General features: G+C 72.4%; 13 protein-coding genes. 5 read left to right on the top strand and 8 right to left on the bottom strand.

The window, feature by feature from the left end:
* The first annotated feature begins 240 nt into the window (after positions 1–240).
* Positions 241–1,755 carry a serine/threonine protein kinase gene (locus FCN22_RS03955; protein ID WP_137120215.1) on the top strand — a complete coding sequence of 505 codons (1,515 nt, stop codon included), beginning with the start codon at positions 241–243 and terminating at the stop codon, positions 1,753–1,755.
* 109 nt (positions 1,756–1,864) lie between these two features.
* Here FCN22_RS03955 and sucB read toward each other — a convergent pair whose 3' ends face one another.
* Together sucB and lpdA are read right to left on the bottom strand one after the other, a co-directional pair.
* Positions 1,865–3,718, bottom strand: coding sequence for a 2-oxoglutarate dehydrogenase, E2 component, dihydrolipoamide succinyltransferase (sucB, locus tag FCN22_RS03960; protein WP_137120216.1), 1,854 nt, complete (start codon positions 3,716–3,718; stop codon positions 1,865–1,867).
* Between the two features lie 48 nt (positions 3,719–3,766).
* Positions 3,767–5,146: a dihydrolipoyl dehydrogenase gene (lpdA, locus tag FCN22_RS03965; protein WP_137120217.1), complete on the bottom strand. Its 1,380-nt coding sequence runs from the start codon at positions 5,144–5,146 to the stop codon at positions 3,767–3,769.
* A 299-nt stretch (positions 5,147–5,445) separates the two neighbouring features.
* On the opposite strand from lpdA, the gene FCN22_RS03970 reads away from it, so the two are divergent.
* Together FCN22_RS03970 and FCN22_RS03975 are read left to right on the top strand one after the other, a co-directional pair.
* Positions 5,446–5,718, top strand: a complete 273-nt coding sequence (locus FCN22_RS03970) for a hypothetical protein (RefSeq protein ID WP_137120289.1) — start codon at positions 5,446–5,448, stop codon at positions 5,716–5,718.
* Between the two features lie 107 nt (positions 5,719–5,825).
* Positions 5,826–6,020 carry a DUF5302 domain-containing protein gene (locus tag FCN22_RS03975; protein ID WP_137120218.1) on the top strand — a complete coding sequence of 65 codons (195 nt, stop codon included), beginning with the start codon at positions 5,826–5,828 and terminating at the stop codon, positions 6,018–6,020.
* Positions 6,021–6,130: 110 nt separating this feature from the next.
* Here FCN22_RS03975 and FCN22_RS03980 read toward each other — a convergent pair whose 3' ends face one another.
* A complete protein-coding gene (locus FCN22_RS03980; protein ID WP_137120219.1) occupies positions 6,131–7,645 on the bottom strand; it encodes a leucyl aminopeptidase in 1,515 nt (504 codons plus the stop codon).
* A gap of 98 nt (positions 7,646–7,743) precedes the next feature.
* On the opposite strand from FCN22_RS03980, the gene gcvT reads away from it, so the two are divergent.
* Both gcvT and FCN22_RS03990 read left to right on the top strand, forming a co-directional pair.
* A complete protein-coding gene (gcvT, locus tag FCN22_RS03985) occupies positions 7,744–8,853 on the top strand; it encodes a glycine cleavage system aminomethyltransferase GcvT (RefSeq protein ID WP_137120220.1) in 1,110 nt (369 codons plus the stop codon).
* Between the two features lie 80 nt (positions 8,854–8,933).
* Positions 8,934–10,100: a M24 family metallopeptidase gene (locus FCN22_RS03990; protein WP_137120221.1), complete on the top strand. Its 1,167-nt coding sequence runs from the start codon at positions 8,934–8,936 to the stop codon at positions 10,098–10,100.
* A gap of 119 nt (positions 10,101–10,219) precedes the next feature.
* On the opposite strand, the gene FCN22_RS03995 is transcribed toward FCN22_RS03990, so the two are convergent.
* The 5 genes from FCN22_RS03995 to FCN22_RS04015 form a co-directional block, all read right to left on the bottom strand.
* The gene (locus FCN22_RS03995; protein WP_137120222.1) at positions 10,220–10,984 is read right to left on the bottom strand and encodes an adenosylcobinamide-GDP ribazoletransferase; all 765 of its coding nucleotides are present in this window, start codon (positions 10,982–10,984) and stop codon (positions 10,220–10,222) included.
* Between the two features lie 17 nt (positions 10,985–11,001).
* On the bottom strand, positions 11,002–11,577 hold the full coding sequence (locus tag FCN22_RS04000) for a bifunctional adenosylcobinamide kinase/adenosylcobinamide-phosphate guanylyltransferase (protein WP_162308127.1): 576 nt from the start codon (positions 11,575–11,577) through the stop codon (positions 11,002–11,004).
* The gene (locus tag FCN22_RS04005; RefSeq protein ID WP_137120291.1) at positions 11,574–12,422 is read right to left on the bottom strand and encodes an ECF transporter S component family protein; all 849 of its coding nucleotides are present in this window, start codon (positions 12,420–12,422) and stop codon (positions 11,574–11,576) included. The genes FCN22_RS04000 and FCN22_RS04005 overlap by 4 nt, the downstream gene beginning before the upstream one ends.
* Before the next feature lie 152 nt (positions 12,423–12,574).
* On the bottom strand, positions 12,575–14,239 hold the full coding sequence (locus FCN22_RS04010) for an ABC transporter ATP-binding protein (protein WP_137120223.1): 1,665 nt from the start codon (positions 14,237–14,239) through the stop codon (positions 12,575–12,577).
* Positions 14,236–15,390 carry an energy-coupling factor transporter transmembrane component T gene (locus FCN22_RS04015; RefSeq protein ID WP_137120224.1) on the bottom strand — a complete coding sequence of 385 codons (1,155 nt, stop codon included), beginning with the start codon at positions 15,388–15,390 and terminating at the stop codon, positions 14,236–14,238. The genes FCN22_RS04010 and FCN22_RS04015 overlap by 4 nt, the downstream gene beginning before the upstream one ends.
* Between the last annotated feature and the right edge of the window lie 4 nt (positions 15,391–15,394).

Here is a 15,394-nt window from a genome sequence, read left to right on the forward strand (position 1 = left end):
GGCGGCCGCTCGCCGCCCGAGGTCTTCCACCCTGCGCCGATGGTCACCTCGTGTGGAAGCGAATCTGCCTGTGGCAGATCTGCTCTCGGCGGAGGGCCGGCACTCCCGCAGCGCGCCCTCGTTTCCAGAGCCGCGGCCCTGTGGACAGAGCGCACGGGGCGGCGCCGTTTCGCGACATAGTGCGGAGTCGGCACGGCTGGTGCGGGCCGGCCGACGGCGGCAGGCAAGGAGGGTGGACCGATGGGCACACCGCAGGTCCCGGGCTACGCCATCGGTTCGCTGCTGGGCCGTGGCGCCTCCGGCGAAGTCTGGTCGGCCGTGCCGAGCGGCGGAGGGCCGCCCCGCGCGATCAAGCTGGTGCAGCCGGGCACCGGTGACCTCGACGGCGCCGTGCGGGAGTCGGCCCTCCTGCGCGAGATCACGCACGAACACGTGCTGCGTCTGTTGGAGGTCGTCCTCCTGCCCCCGGCCGAGCCCGGTGGCGAGCGGCCGGACTTCTCGGCCGCGCGGTTGGCGCTGGTGCTCGAGCTGGCGGGGGGTGGCTCGCTGGCGCACCTGGTCTCCGCGCGCGGGCACCTGAGCCCCGGCGAGCTCGTCACCGCGCTGTCGCCGGTCGCCGCCGCGATGGGAGACCTGCACCGTGGAGCGATCGTGCACGGTGACCTCTCACCCGGCAACGTCCTGTTCAGCGAGGACGGGCGGCCCCTGGTTGCCGACCTCGGGGTGGCGCGGATCGCGGGCGAGCCCTGCGACGGTGCGCACGGCACAGCCGGATTCGTCGCTCCGGAGCTGCTGGACGGTGCCCTGCCGGGTCCAGCCTCCGACGTCTACTCGCTCGGTGCGCTCGCCTGGTACTGCCTCACCGGGCAGCCACCGGCGCCGGCCGCCGTGCGCGAGCCGCTGCTGGCGGATGCACCGGGCACACCTGACGCCGTCGTCGAGGTGGTGGAGCGTGCCCTGTCCGGAGACGCGAGCCGGCGTCCGAGCGCGGACGAGCTGGCCACGACGTTGTTCGACGCCGCCGAGGCCGCGCCGGTGCGGCTCGCGCCGGGTCTCGACCCGGCGCTCGGCATCACCTACCGGATTCGGTCGGGTGCGGAGGCACCGGGACCACCGGCGCAGGGCACGGGCAGGCACCGGCGGCGACTGCACCGCGTCCTGGTCGGGGCGGCCGTCTCGGGAGTGGTGCTGGGGGCCGGCCTGGGCGTTGGGGCGCGGTGGTGGCACTCGGGCCACGGCGGGGGAGTCACGTCCCAGCTGGTTGGTGGAGGCATGGGCGGTGCCGTGACCGCGACGCCGGCACCGTCCGGCGCCGGCCGCCCGGCGCCGCGAAGGACCCACGCGACCGATCAGGTCGACCCCGTGGCGCAGCGGGCGGCCGCGCGCACCGCTCCCCGCCGGGTCCTTACGAGCCTGGTCGAGGGGCGGGCGAGGGCCTGGCGGCTGGGCTCGCCGGACCGGCTGACGCGGGTGCTCGCCCCGGACTCGTCCGCCCTGGCCCGGGACCGACGCGACCTGCGGCGGGTGCGTGAGGCAGGAGCGCGCTACGTCGGCCTGACCTTCACCGTCAGCCAGGCGAGCGTGCTGTCCGCGTCACCGGACCGGGTGCGCATCCGCGCGCGGGTGGGGCGATCGGCATACCGCATCGTCCGCGACGGACAACCCGTCGCCACGACCCCGCGGACACAGGACGCCCGCACCGTCTTCGAGCTGCGGTGGACCGGTCAGGGCTGGCGCATTGCCGGCTGGAGCTGACGGACGACGAGGAGCCACCCGCCGAGCGGGCCGCGGGACACGGCAGCGGCGCGGCCGCCCGTGAGGACATCCGCGCCGCCGTCGGGACCGCCCGCTGGGCGCCGGTGGGTCAGACCTCGAAGGCGCCTTCCTCGAGCCGCTCCTTGATCGTCATGAGGAACCGCGCCGCGTCCGCACCGTCGACGATCCGGTGGTCGTAGGTCAACGCGAGGTAGACCATCGAACGGATCGCGATCGTCTCGCCGCCGTCGACGTCGGTGACCACGACCGGGCGCTTGACCACTGCGCCGGTGCCGAGGATGCCGACCTGCGGCTGGTTGATGATCGGGGTGTCGAACAGCGCCCCGCGGCTGCCGGTGTTGGTCAGCGTGAACGTGCCGCCGCCGAGCTCGTCCGGCGTGATCTTGTTCGTGCGGGTCCGCTCGGCGAGGTCGGCGATCTTGCGCGACAGCCCGGCGATGTTGAGGTCACCGGCGTCCTTCACCACCGGGACGAGCAGGCCCCGTTCGGTGTCGACCGCCATGCCGAGGTTCTCGCTCGGGTGGTAGACGACCGAGTCGTCCTCGACGCTCGCGTTCAGGCTGGGGTGCACCTTGAGCGCCTCCACGGTGGCCAGCGCGAAGAACGGCAGGAAGCTGAGCTTGACGCCCTCCCGCTCCTCGAAGCCGGCTTTCGCCTTCGCGCGCAACCGGGCGATCTTGGTGACATCCACCTCGACGACCGTCGTGAGCTGGGCCGAGGTCTGCAGCGACTCGACCATGCGCATGGCGATGACCTTGCGCAACCGCGACATCTTCTCGGTGGTGCCCCGCTTGGGGGACACCGCCTCGGCGAGACTGCCGCCGCGCGTCGGGGCCGGTGCCGGAGCGCTCTCGGGGGCAGCCGGGCGCTGCTGGGCGCTCTCCTTGGCCGCCTTCGCCGCGTCGAGCACGTCCTGCTTGCGGATCCGCCCGCCGACCCCGGTGCCCTTGACGGACTCCAGGTCGATGTCGTTGTCGGCGGCGAGCTTGCGCACCAGGGGCGTGACGTATGCCGAGGCGTCGCCTCCAGCGGGCACCGGCGCGTGCCCCGTGGCGGCCTCCTCCTTCGGGACGTCCTCCTTGGGGACCTGCTGCTTGGGAGCTTGCTGCTTGGGCTCCTCCTTGGGGGCCTCCTGCTTCGGCTCCTCCTTGGGCTCCTCCTTGGGAGCTTCCCGCTTGGGCTCCTCCGTGGGAGCCTCCTCCTTCGGAGCTTCCTGCTTGCTCTCCGTGTCCGAGCCGCCACCGCCCCCGGCGGTTCCGCCGACGATGGCGAGGTCCGTGCCGACCGGGACGGTCTCGTCCTCGGCCACCAGGATCTTGGTCACGGTGCCGGCGACCGGAGAGGGGATCTCGGTGTCGACCTTGTCCGTCGAGACCTCCAGCAGCGGCTCGTCGACCTCGACCTGCTCGCCCTCCTGCTTGAGCCAACGGGTCACGGTGCCCTCGGTCACCGACTCGCCGAGAGCCGGCATGGTGACCTTCTCGCCCTCACCACCACCGGAATCGCCGCCGGAACCACCTTCGGAGTCGCCCGAGGACTGACCGCTCGAGGGCTGCTCGTCGCCTGCCTCCTGCGCGGGCTGCTCCTGCTCGCTCTCCTGCTTGCCGGAGTCGTCGGAAGACTCCTGCGCCCCGGAGTCGTCGGAATCGTCGGGACCCGAGTCCCCGACCTCGTCCGAACCTGAGTCGCTGGAGGGCTCGGCGTCCCCTTCACCGATGACCGCGAGGTCGGCACCCACCGGGACGGTCTCGTCCTCCTCGACGAGGACCTCCTGGAGGGTGCCCGCGACGGGCGACGGGATCTCGGTGTCGACCTTGTCGGTCGAGACCTCGAGCAGCGGCTCGTCGACCTCGATCGTGTCGCCGACGCTCTTCAGCCAGCGTGTCACGGTGCCTTCGGTGACCGACTCCCCAAGGGCCGGCATGGTCACGCGTTCAGACATCTGCTTCTCTCCTGGGACGGTGTGAGGTGACTCTCGGACGGTAGTCGATCAGGCGTGGGCGTGCAGAGGCTTGCCGGCCAGGGCCAGGTGGGCCTCGCCGAGCGCCTCGTTCTGGGTGGGGTGGGCGTGGATCAGCGCGGCGACCTCGGACGGGAGGGCCTCCCAGTTCACGATGAGCTGGGCCTCCCCGACCTGTTCGCCCATCCGGGCCCCGATCATGTGGACTCCGACGACCGGACCGTCCTTCTCGCGGACCAGCTTGACGAAGCCCTGGGTCTGCAGGATCTGGGACTTGCCGTTGCCTCCCAGGCTGTAGTCGTAGGTCTCGACCTCACCGAACTTCTCCTTCGCCTGGGCCTCGGTGTAGCCGACCGAGGCGATCTCCGGGTCGCAGTAGGTGACGCGGGGGATGCCCGCCTCGTCGATCGGCGCCGGGCTGAGGCCCGCGATGTCCTCCGCGACGAAGATTCCCTGGGCAAAGCCGCGATGTGCCAGTTGCAGACCGGGCACGATGTCACCGACCGCGTAGACCCCCTCGACGTTGGTCCGACAGCGCTCGTCGGCGAGGACGAAGCCGCGGTCCATCGCGACGCCCACCTCCTCATAGCCCAGGCCACCGGCCACCGGGCCGCGCCCGACGGCGACCAGCAGCAAATCGGCCTCGACCGTGTCACCGGACTCGAGGGAGACGGTGACCGCGTCGTCGGACTGGGTGGCGCCGGAGAACTTCACGCCGGTCCTGACGGTGATCTTGCGCTTGCGGAAGGAGCGTTCCAGCTGCTTGGAGATCGCCTCGTCCTCGAGGGCCACCAGCCTGGGCAGCGCCTCGATCACCGTCACCTCGGAGCCGAACGACCTGAAGATGGAAGCGAACTCGACCCCGATCACGCCGCCGCCGAGCACGACGACGCGCCCGGGCACCTCGTCGAGGGAGAGCGCCTGGTCGCTGGTCATGATCCGGCCGGTCGGCTCGAGACCGGGCAGGGTCTTGGCGTAGGAGCCGGTGGCCAGGACGACGTGCTTGCCGACCAGGGCGCGGTCGCCGACCGCGACCGTGTCCTTGGCGACGAGCTTGCCCTCGCCCTCCACGTAGTCGATCTGCTTGCCCTTCACCAGGCCCTGCAGCCCCTTGTGGAGGCGGCTGACGACGCCGTCCTTGTATTTGTTGACGCCCGCCATGTCCACCGACTCGAACGTCGTCCGCACGCCGAACTGCTCGCCGTCGCGTGCGGTGTCGGCCACCTCTGCCGCGTGCAGCAGGGCCTTGGTCGGGATGCAGCCCATGTGTAGGCAGGTGCCACCGAGCTTGTTCTTCTCGACGAGCGCCACGGACATCCCGAGCTCGGCAGCCCGCAGCGCGCAGGCGTAGCCTCCGCTGCCCCCGCCGAGGACGACGAGGTCGTAGGTCTTCTCGGCTGCTGCCGGCATCGGCCAACGCTCCCTTGCGTGCGCATCTGACACGTGTTCGTCTAACAGAAAACGGTCGCCCGGAGGTCGTTTCCGGCAGCGCGCTGTCGGCGGCGACGCGGCGGGCGTCAGGAGCATCTTGTCACTGTTGGACCACCCGGTGTCACGCAGGGCTCGACCGTGTCCGGTCCCGGTCGCCCCGGTGGGCAGCCCGTTTCGCATACAGTTCTGCCATGGGTTGGTGGAGCCGAAGGCGAGCGCGCCGCACAGCTGACGCCGGTGGGGGCCACCACCGCCGGCGGCCGGTGGACGGGCCGGACATGTCGATCGACGTGGCCAAGGTGCGCACCCACCTGGAGTCGTTCGCGCAGTCACGCCGCGGTGTCGAGGCGTACGTCGAGCCGCCGACCAACGTCAGCGCCACCACCGTGATCCTGATCGCCCACGACGGGGAGTGGACCCGCCGTGCCGTGCCCTCCAGGGACGCAGGGTTCGAGCTGGGGCGGGCACTCGGCATACCCGTGTATGACGTGCACCAGACCGGCTATCCCTCGCGCATGCGCGAGTGGAACTCCCGGCAGCGCAAGGGCTGACTCCGCGGGGTTGCCGCCCGTGCCCCGAGATTGCCGGATCTAACCGGTGGTCCCCGGCGGAGGTCCGTGCGAGGCTGTGCGTGTCAGCGATGCACGAGGAGGCCCGCATGTCAGCAGAGTCCAAGCCGAGTGGTCACGGTCCGGGGGAGGACGTGAAGCGTAAGTTCCGCGAGGCCCTGCAGAAGAAGCAGGCGCACGCCGGCAGGGACGTCTCCGACGACGCCGAGCGCGGCAAGGTCCACGGCCCCCATGCGCCGGAGACCAGTGGTGCGCAGCAGATGTTCCGCCGCAAGAGCGGCTGACCTGTTCGGGACGGACCGGACGACCCACCGGAACAACGACCAGGGCGCGGACTCCCCAGTGGGGTCCGCGCCCTGGCTCGTTCGTGGACGTGCGAGCGGCGTGGCGGGGGCTACTTCGCCGCGTGGTCCTCGGCCAGGCCGACCAGGGTGCGGACGCCGTAGCCGGTGCCTCCCTTGGGGGTGTAGCCGAACGCCGCCGACTCGTTGAACGCGGGACCGGCGATGTCCAGGTGCGCCCACGGGATCAGCCGGCCAGCCTTGTCCTTGCCGATGAACTCCGACAGGAAGGTCGCGGCCACCATCATCCCGCCCACCCGGTCGCCGGTGTGCTTGAAGTCGGCGACCGTGGAGTCCATGCCCGAGCGGACCTCCTCGACCAGCGGCATCTGCCACATCGACTCGCCGGCGCCGGTCGCGACGGCGTGCACCCGCTCGCGCAGGTCGTCGTCGTTGGCCATGACCGCCGACGTGCGGTGGCCGAGTGCCATCACCGCCGCGCCGGTCAGGGTGGCGATGTCGACGATCGCGTCCGGCTGCTTCTCGGAGGCGAGAGCCAGCCCGTCACCCATGACCAGCCGGCCCTCGGCGTCGGTGTTGATGATCTCGACCGTCTTGCCGCCGCGCATGGTGACCACGTCGCCCGGGCGCTGGGCGTTGGATCCGGTCATGTTCTCGGCGAGGCACAGGTAGCCGGTCACCGCGACCGGCAGGCCGAGCTCGGCGATGGTGAAGATGGCCGCGGCGACGGCCGCGGCACCGGCCATGTCGCACTTCATCGTCACCATGCTGGCGCCGGGCTTGAGGCACAGGCCGCCGGAGTCGAAGGTGATGCCCTTGCCGATGTAGGCGAGGCTCGCCCTGGCCTTGGCGGGCTTGTACGTGAGGGTCACGATGCGGGGTGGACGGGCCGAGCCCTGACCGACTCCGAGGATGCCGCCGCAGCCGGCCTTGGCCAGCGCCTTCTCGTCCATGACCCGCACGCTGACCGCGGTGCCGGCCGCGCGAGCCCGGACCGACTCGGCGAAGGTCTGCGGGTAGAGCAGGTTGGGGGCGGTGTTGACCAGGTCGCGTGCATAGTTCTGGTGGCCGGCGAGGACGCCCGCGCGCTTGACCGCGGCCTTGACCCCCCGGTCCTTCGCGCCGTCGGTGTGCACGATGACGGCCTTGACCGGCGCCTTCGCGCGCTTGGCGGACTCTCCACGGTGCTCCAGGAACGCGTAGGCGCCGAAGAGGGCGCCCTCGGCGACCGCTCCCACGAGAGCAGCGTCCGAGCCCGGGAAGCGGACGCTCACCTTGGCGCTGCCGGACAGCGACCGGGTCGCCGCACCCGCGGCGCGGCGCAGCGTCTCGGCGGTGAACCCGCTCTTCTCCGGGGCGGCGCCGAGGCCGCTCACGACCACGAGCGGGGCGGCGACCTCCGGCACGTCGGACAACCGCACCAGCTCGTCCGGGCTGCCACCTGCCTGGGTGTTCCTCAGCGCGACGTTGACGTGGGCGGCGGCCTTCTTGGACAGCCCGTGGCCGGCGGCCAGCTCGGCTCCGCCGTCGGTCTTGACGGAGGCCAGCACGAGGGCGTCCGCCTTGGCGGCGCCGGCAGGTCGGTCGGAGACGGTCACGGTCGTCACAGATGAGTCCTCTGGTTCGGTGGTGTGGTCGCCCGGTTCGAGGGACCCACCGCGAGGATACCGGGCAGCTCGCCGCCCCTGCCGCTACCGTGTCGCTCATGACCGATGCGCCACTCCAGACCTCGCCCCTGCACGAACGCCACCTGGCCCTCGGCGCCAAGATGGCCGACTTCAGCGGCTGGCAGATGCCGATCGAGTACCCGGGGGGTGGGGTGGTGCGCGAGCACACCGCGGTCCGTGAACGGGTAGGCATCTTCGACGTGAGCCACCTGGGCAAGGCCAGCGTCACGGGGCCGGGAGCCGTGGAGTTCGTGAACTCCTGCCTGGCCAACGACCTGCACCGCATCGAGGTCGGCAAGGCGCAGTACACCCTCTGCTGCACCCAGGATGGCGGCGTGGTCGACGACCTGATCGCCTACCTCAAGGCCGACGATGACGTCTTCCTGATCCCCAACGCGGCCAACACCGCCGAGGTCTGCCGGCTCCTCGCCGAGGCTGCCCCGGAGGGCATCAGCGTCGAGAACCGCCACGACGAGTTCGGCATCATCGCGGTGCAGGGGCATCGCAGCAAGGACGTCCTCGAGTCGCTCGGGCTGCCCACGGGGCACGACTACATGTCGTTCGTGGAGGCGGACTGGCAGGGCAGGCCGGTCATCGTCTGCCGCACCGGCTACACCGGCGAACAGGGCTACGAGCTCGTGCCGCGCTGGAACGACACCGCCGAGCTGTGGGACGCCCTCACCGAGGCCATCGCCCCCTACCAGGGGCTGCCCTGTGGTCTCGGCTCCCGCGACACGCTGCGCACCGAGATGGGCTACGCCCTGCACGGTCACGAGCTGAGCCTGGAGATCACGCCGGTCCAGGCGCGCGTCGGCTGGGCGGTGGGCTGGAAGAAGGACACCTTCTGGGGCAAGGAGGCGCTCGAGGCGGAGCGGGCGGAGAAGAAGACGCCGCTCTCCCGTGGCCTGAAGGTGACCGGACGCGGCATACCGCGCGCCGGCTGCGGGGTGAAGGACGCGGACGGCGCGGTGGTCGGCACGGTCACCTCCGGCACCTTCTCGCCGACCCTGAAGGAGGGCATCGGACTCGCGCTGCTCGACCGAGCGGTCTCCGAGGGCGACGAGGTAGTCGTGGACGTGCGCGGTCGCGACGTCGCCGCAACCGTGGTCAAGCCTCCGTTCGTCGAGGTCCAGGTGCGCGAGGACTGAACCGCTGCCCGTGTGCCGGGTGGGCGCCCTGCCGCGCCACGCTCGGTTCGTCCGAACACCGCAATGGCTAACCTCGAGGCATGTCTGAGCCTGCTGCCCTCGACCGCGACCCAGCCCTGTCCGCACGCGCTTCCACGGACGCGCTCGTCGAGCGCCTGGGGAGACTGTCAGCCGAGGCCGAACGCGCGGGCCTGGACGCGGTGCTGGTCGGTCCGGGGGCGAACCTGCGCTACCTGGTGGGCCACTCGGTGCCGTCGCACGAGCGGCTCACGTGTCTGGTCATCGTCCCGGGCGCGAGCCCACGGCTGCTGGTGCCGGCGCTCGAACGGCCCGGCTGGGACGGTGTGCCCACCGACGCCCTCGGCGTCGAGGCGGTGACCTGGCTGGACGGGCAGGACCCGCATGCCCTGCTGGCCTCGCTCCTGCCGGCTGCTGCGCGGGTGCTCGGCGTGGACGACGACCTGCCGGCCCGACACCTGCTACGGGTCCAGGCGGCGGTGGACGGGTCGCGGCTGCGGCTGGCCGGCCCGACGATAAGCGAGCTGCGGATGCGCAAGAGCGGCGACGAGGTCGCGGCGCTCGCGGCCGCCGGAGCGGCGATCGACCGGGTGCAGGCGAGGATGGGCGAGTGGCTGTGGGCCGGTCGCACCGAGCGTGACGTGGCGGCCGACATCGCGGCCGCGATCGTGCAGGAGGGGCACGCCACCGCAGACTTCGTCATCGTCGGTTCCGGGCCCAGCGGCGCCAGTCCCCACCACGAAGCCGGGGAGCGCACGATCCGCGAGGGTGACTCGGTGGTGGTCGACATCGGCGGCCCGACGCCGGCCGGCTACTGCTCCGACTGCACCCGCACCTACGTCGTCGGCGCTCCCGTCGACCGCGAGCTCGAGACCGTCCACGAGGTCGTGCGCCGGGCCCAGCAGGCCGGCGTCGCCGCGGCCCGGGCGGGCAGCAGCTGCGATTCGGTCGACGCGGCCAGCCGCACGGTCATCGAGGAGGCCGGCTACGGCGAGTACTTCATCACCCGCACGGGCCACGGCATCGGTCTGGAGGTCCACGAGGAGCCCTACCTCGTGGCAGGCAACGAACGGCCGCTCGAGCCGGGGATGGCGTTCTCGGTCGAGCCGGGCATCTACCTGCCCGGTCGGTTCGGCGTCCGCATCGAGGACATCGTGGTTGTGGACGACGACGGATCACCGCGCCGGCTCAACCACTTCGACACCTCCCTGGTGCGCCTCGCCCCCTGACCGGGACACCCGCGTGCGAAGTCCGCGGGTTCGTGGACTCGGCCCGCTCTGGCCGGCTGGTGGCGTGCGAAGTTCGCGGGTTCGTGGACTCGGCCCGGCGACAGAGCAGACCAGGCGACTCAGGTCAGCAGGGCCGCGGCGGTCAGCGACACCGCGAAGGAGACCTCGACCGTCGCGCCGAGGACGTCGCCGGTGATCCCGCCGAACCGACTGACCGCACGTCGTATGACGGCCGCCCCCGCGAGCAGCGCGGCCGCCACGACAACCGGTCCGCGCCACCATCCCGTCCCGACCGCGAAGGTGGCCGCGCCCGCCACCAGCAGCAGCGCAAGGGTCGCGCCGCCGGCGAGGGCACGCGGGACCGACCCGGCGACGGTGGCGCCGAGGCCCTCCGGCCGAGCGGCCGGCACACCGCGCGCACACGCCCACGCCAGCACCTGGCGGCTGGCGACGAGGGCGAGGGCACCGAGCACGAGACCGGACCACCCAGCGAACACCTCGGCAAGAGCAGCGAACTCGACGACCAGCACGAGGACGACGGCGGCCACTCCGCTCGGCCCGATGTCGCTGCGCCGCATCACCTCGAGGCCCCGGGCGCGGTCGTAGGAGGCGGAGAGCCCGTCCGCCGTGTCCGCCAGCCCGTCCAGGTGCATCGCGCGGGTGAGCAGCGAGAGCACCACGAGCGGGAGGGCAGCCGCCACCAGCGGCGAGGCGCCGAGGGCCAGCACGGCCCAGCCCCACAGACCGAGCAGCACGAGCGCGGGAAGCGTCGTGAATGGCGCGAGCGCCATCGCGCGACCGGCGACGGAGCGTCCCAGGTCGCGGGGAGGAGGGACGGGGACGGCCGTCAGGGTGCCGAAGGCCAGGCGCAGCGCGTCACCCATCGAGCGGCCGGCGCGGGTCAGGCATCCGCGAACCCGGAGACGTCCGCGACCACCGGCAGCGACGAGAGGTCCATCACGCGCCCCGCGATGACGAGGTGGACCTGATCGCTGGCGGCGCTGACCGCGGCGTTGACCCGGCCCAGCCCGTCGCGGAACAGGCGACCCGAGGCGGTGGCGGGCACGACCGCCATACCGACCTCGTTGGACACCGCGACCAGGTCGTAGGGCACCGAGGTCCACGCGACCAGGAACTCGGCGGTGCGCGACTCGAGGTGCTTGGTGGCGCGCGCCGGGTCGTCCCAGGCGCCGATTTCGTCGATCAACGAGGCGACCCAGGTGGAGAGGCAGTCCACGAGGACCGGACCGCGCGCCGCGATGATCGCTCCGCTCAGGTTGGTCGTCTCGACGGTGCGCCAACCGGCCGGGCGCCGGTCTCGATGTGCGGCAACACGATCGGCCCACTCGGGGTCGACCTCACGGTTTGGCAGCGGACCGGGGGCGAGGTAGTGGACGCCGGACTGCCCGGTCAACAGGCTCTCGGCGTGCCGGCTCTTGCCGCTGCGGGCCCCGCCGAGGACGAGCGTGGTGGTCACCGTGACTCCTTGAACGACTCCTTGGACGACTCCGTGAAGCCGACGTTCGCGTCGAAGGATGCGCGTCGGACTGCACGTCGGAGCGTACCGAGGATCGGGCGACCTGCCACCAGCACCAGCGCAGCGGTCAGGATCGATCGCGGCACGTCCCAGCCCAACGAGGTGGCGACGTAGAAGACGACGTAGTGGTGGAGGTTGTCGAGCACGCCGTCGCCCGGCACGAACCCGGCGCCCGGGGGAGCCGTCGGACCCATGAAGGGCCAGAACCAGAGGTTCATCACCGCGCCGTAGAGGAGGCCGACCACCAGGCTGTATGCCGCGAGCAGGCCCAGCTCGACCCGCCCCGAGGCGCGGGGCAGCAACGCAGCCCCCAGGCCCACCCACCCGGCCGCGATCATCTGGAACGGTGCCCACGGGCCCACCCCGCCGGTGAGGAACGCGCCGGTGATGATGGCCAGCACCCCGAGCACGAACCCCATGCCCTTGCCGAGGACCCGGCCGGCGAGCACCAGCAGGAAGAAGACCGGTTCGAGGCCGGCGGTGCCGGCACTCAGGACACGTAGTGCGCCTCCCGTCGCGGCGAGCACGCCGAGCACCGCGATCGTCTTCGCGTCCAGTCCGCCGGTGGCGATCTCGGCGAGGACGACCAGGGCGAGCAGTCCGAGGAGCACGCCGAACAGCCAGGGCGCGTCCTGGCCGTGGGCGAGCCCGGAGTCGGGCGAGACGAGGAAGGGCCAGCCGAACGCCATGATGCCGACACCGCTGACCAGTCCGAGCGACACCGTGCTCGGCCAGTGCAGCCGGATCGGCTCGAGCCGCCGGGCCGTCGCTGCGCCCAAGGTCATGTCGAATGTTCGCGCTCCTCGGCGCTCCGGGCCTCGCTCGTGCCTCGCTCGTGTCCTCACGCCGTCGTCGCCGCTCACGCCCGATGTTCGCGCTCCTCGGCGCTCCGGGCCTCGCTCGTGCCTCGCTCGGGTCCTCACGCCGTCGTCGCCGCTCACGACGCGGCCTCCAACGCGGCCTCCACCTCGGCCACGGTCAGGAACGGCAGCGGGTGGACGATCTTGGCGACCTGCGGTGCGAAGGCCGGTGAGCCCGCCAGGATGTCGTGCGTGCGCCCGTCGGCCACCACGTCGCCCTCCGCGAGGATCACCACCCGGTCGGACACCTCGGCCGCCATCTCGACGTCGTGCGTGGCCATCAGGACGGTGTGCCCGCGCGAGGCGAGGTCGCGCAGGAGGCGCACCAGCCTGGACTTGGCCTGGTAGTCCAGCCCGCGGGTCGGCTCGTCCAGCAGCAGCAGGCCGGGCTCGCCGGCCAGGATGATGGCGAGCGCCAGGGAGAGTCGCTGGCCCTCGGACAGGTCGCGAGGGTGGGTGCCGGTGTCGATCGGGCCGCCGATCGTGGCCAGCAGCGCCGCCGTGGTGCCGACGGGAACGCCGAAATCCCGGTCGGCGCTGCGGCACTCGGCGGCGACCGAATCCGCGTAGAGCAGCACTCCGGCGTCCTGCGGCACCATGCCGACGCGACGCACCAACTCGCGTGGCGGGGTCTCGTGCGGCACCAGGCCGCTCACCGTCACCCGGCCGCCGGTCGGCTGGAGCTGCCCGGACAGGGCACCGAGCAGGGTGGACTTGCCCGCGCCGTTGCGGCCCATCAACGCCGTCACGGAGCCGGGCTCGAGCGTCAGCGAGAGGCCACGCAGCGCAGTGACCAGCCCGCGCCGCACGACGAGATCCTTGGACTCGGCGGGAGGTCCGCCGTTCGCACCCGGCCGCCGACGCGCACTCGTCGCAGACGGCGGGTCGGCCTTCCTGGTCGGTGCTGCGGTCACCGGCGCGGGTCTGGCGTCCGCGAGTCGCTCGCGCAGCGAGGACGCCTGGCGTCGCGCGTCGCGAACCGACAGCGGCAGAGGTGTCCAGCGCGCCAGCCGGCCGAGCCCGATGACCGGTGGGAAGATCGTCGATGCGGTCATGGCGTCCGCCGGCGCCAGCAACGGAGAGACCCGCCCGTCGCGGACGAGCAGGACCTGGTCAGCATGGTGGATCACGCGTTCGAGTCGGTGCTCGGCGAGGACCACGGTGACCCCGAGGTCGTAGACCAGTCGGTGGAGGGCGGCCAGGACCTCTTCTGCGGCAACGGGATCCAGTGCGGAGGTGGGCTCGTCGAGGACGAGGACGCGCGGCCCAGCGGCAAACACCGCCCCGATGGCGACCCGCTGCTGCTGCCCGCCCGACAGGTCCCGCAGGTTGCGGTGACGGACGTCGGCGAGCCCGAGAACGTCGAGCGTTTCCTCCACCCGGCGGCGCATGCTGGCCGCGTCGAGCCCCATGGTCTCCATGCCGTAGGCGAGCTCCTCCTCCACCGTGTCGGTGACGAAGGCCGCTGCCGGGTCCTGCCCGACGACGCCCACCAGGTCGGCGAGGTCGCGCGGCCGGTGGTCGCGCGTGTCCCGTCCACCCACCACGACGTGACCGGCGAGTGCGCCGCCGGTGAAGTGCGGGACCAAACCGTTGACGCAACGCAGCAGGGTGGTCTTGCCGCTGCCCGTGGGCCCGACGACGAGGACGAGCTCGCCCTCCGGGACCACGAAGGTCGCACCGTCGATGGCCGGCTGGAGCCGACCCTCGAAACGCACGCTGACGTCGCGGAACTCGATCATGAGGGCACCATTGTGTCGGAGGGGACAGCCGGCCTCGCCGCACGCGCCGCGTCGAGTGCCGCACGCTGGGGCGGCAGGGGCGCGAGGACCGACGCGAGGGCTGCGACGAGGACCGCCGCCACGGCGAGGATCGGGAGCGCGGGGAAGGTCAGCGGCACCTGGACCGGGACGAGTCCCTCCCACGCCTGCTGGCTGCCGACGACCAGGACGACGGCGGGCACCACGCCCGTGACCACCACGACCCACTCGGGCAGCCCCCACGGGTCGCGCCGGTAGGCGGACCGGCGGTCCCGCCGTGCGCCCACCAGCAGCGCGGCCCCGGCCAGCAGCACGCCGACAACCAGCAGCGGTAGCCCGAGCAAGGCAGGGGTCGACCCGTCGAGCAGGCCGTAGAGACCGGCCACCACACCCAGCAGGCCGACCATCGTGAGCAGACTTCCCGCGCGCCTCGACCGGGCGGTGCGGTGCACGGAGCGGCCGTAGCCGCGCGACTCCATCGACGCGGCGAGGTCGAGCGAGCGTTCGAGGGCTCCCTCGAGCACCGGCACGGCGAGGTGCGCGAGCTCGCGCAGCCCCCGACCGGAGTGTCCTCGAAGGCGTCTCGCGGCCCGCACGCGGCCCGCGTCCTCGACCATCTGCGGCGCGTAGGTGAGGCCCACCACGACCGCCGTGCCCACGTCATACAGGGTGGCGGGCACGTAGCGCAGCAGCCGGCGCGGGCTCGCGAGCGCGTTGGCGGCGCCGAGGCACGCCAGGATCGCGGCGAGCCGCAGGCCCTCGTAGGCAGCGGACAGCAGCCCCTCCGCGGTGACGGGGCCGCCGATCCGCACGCCGGCGGCCCAGTCGGGCAGCGGCACCTCCGGGAGCCGGACGAGCACCACACGGCCGGTCACCCCACCGCCCAGCACCGCCACCATGGCCAGCCGCAGCACGATGGCGAGCAGGCCGATCGCGAGGAAGACCGCGAACGCGTTCGAACCGCCGATCTCCCGGCGCTCCAACACCGTCCAGGCCGCGACCGCGATGACCAGCAGCAGCAGGAACGGGTTGGTGGTGCGTGACGCGGCCGCGGCCAGGCCGACGGCCCAGACCCACCACGCGACAGGGTGGAGCAGTCGCGCGAGGGTGGGCCGGTCGGCAGCGGACAGCACGGGA

This window comes from Segeticoccus rhizosphaerae, assembly GCF_005222685.1.
Lineage (GTDB): Bacteria > Actinomycetota > Actinomycetes > Actinomycetales > Dermatophilaceae > Segeticoccus > Segeticoccus rhizosphaerae.

Coding starts and splice junctions, on each gene's coding strand:
- FCN22_RS03955 (WP_137120215.1), top strand. CDS start 241: ATGGGCACACCGCAGGTCCCGGGCTACGCCATCGGTTCGCTGCTGGGC.
- sucB (WP_137120216.1), bottom strand. CDS start 3,718: ATGTCTGAACGCGTGACCATGCCGGCCCTTGGGGAGTCGGTCACCGAA.
- lpdA (WP_137120217.1), bottom strand. CDS start 5,146: ATGCCGGCAGCAGCCGAGAAGACCTACGACCTCGTCGTCCTCGGCGGG.
- FCN22_RS03970 (WP_137120289.1), top strand. CDS start 5,446: ATGTCGATCGACGTGGCCAAGGTGCGCACCCACCTGGAGTCGTTCGCG.
- FCN22_RS03975 (WP_137120218.1), top strand. CDS start 5,826: ATGTCAGCAGAGTCCAAGCCGAGTGGTCACGGTCCGGGGGAGGACGTG.
- gcvT (WP_137120220.1), top strand. CDS start 7,744: ATGACCGATGCGCCACTCCAGACCTCGCCCCTGCACGAACGCCACCTG.
- FCN22_RS03990 (WP_137120221.1), top strand. CDS start 8,934: ATGTCTGAGCCTGCTGCCCTCGACCGCGACCCAGCCCTGTCCGCACGC.
- FCN22_RS03995 (WP_137120222.1), bottom strand. CDS start 10,984: ATGGGTGACGCGCTGCGCCTGGCCTTCGGCACCCTGACGGCCGTCCCC.
- FCN22_RS04005 (WP_137120291.1), bottom strand. CDS start 12,422: ATGACCTTGGGCGCAGCGACGGCCCGGCGGCTCGAGCCGATCCGGCTG.
- FCN22_RS04010 (WP_137120223.1), bottom strand. CDS start 14,239: ATGATCGAGTTCCGCGACGTCAGCGTGCGTTTCGAGGGTCGGCTCCAG.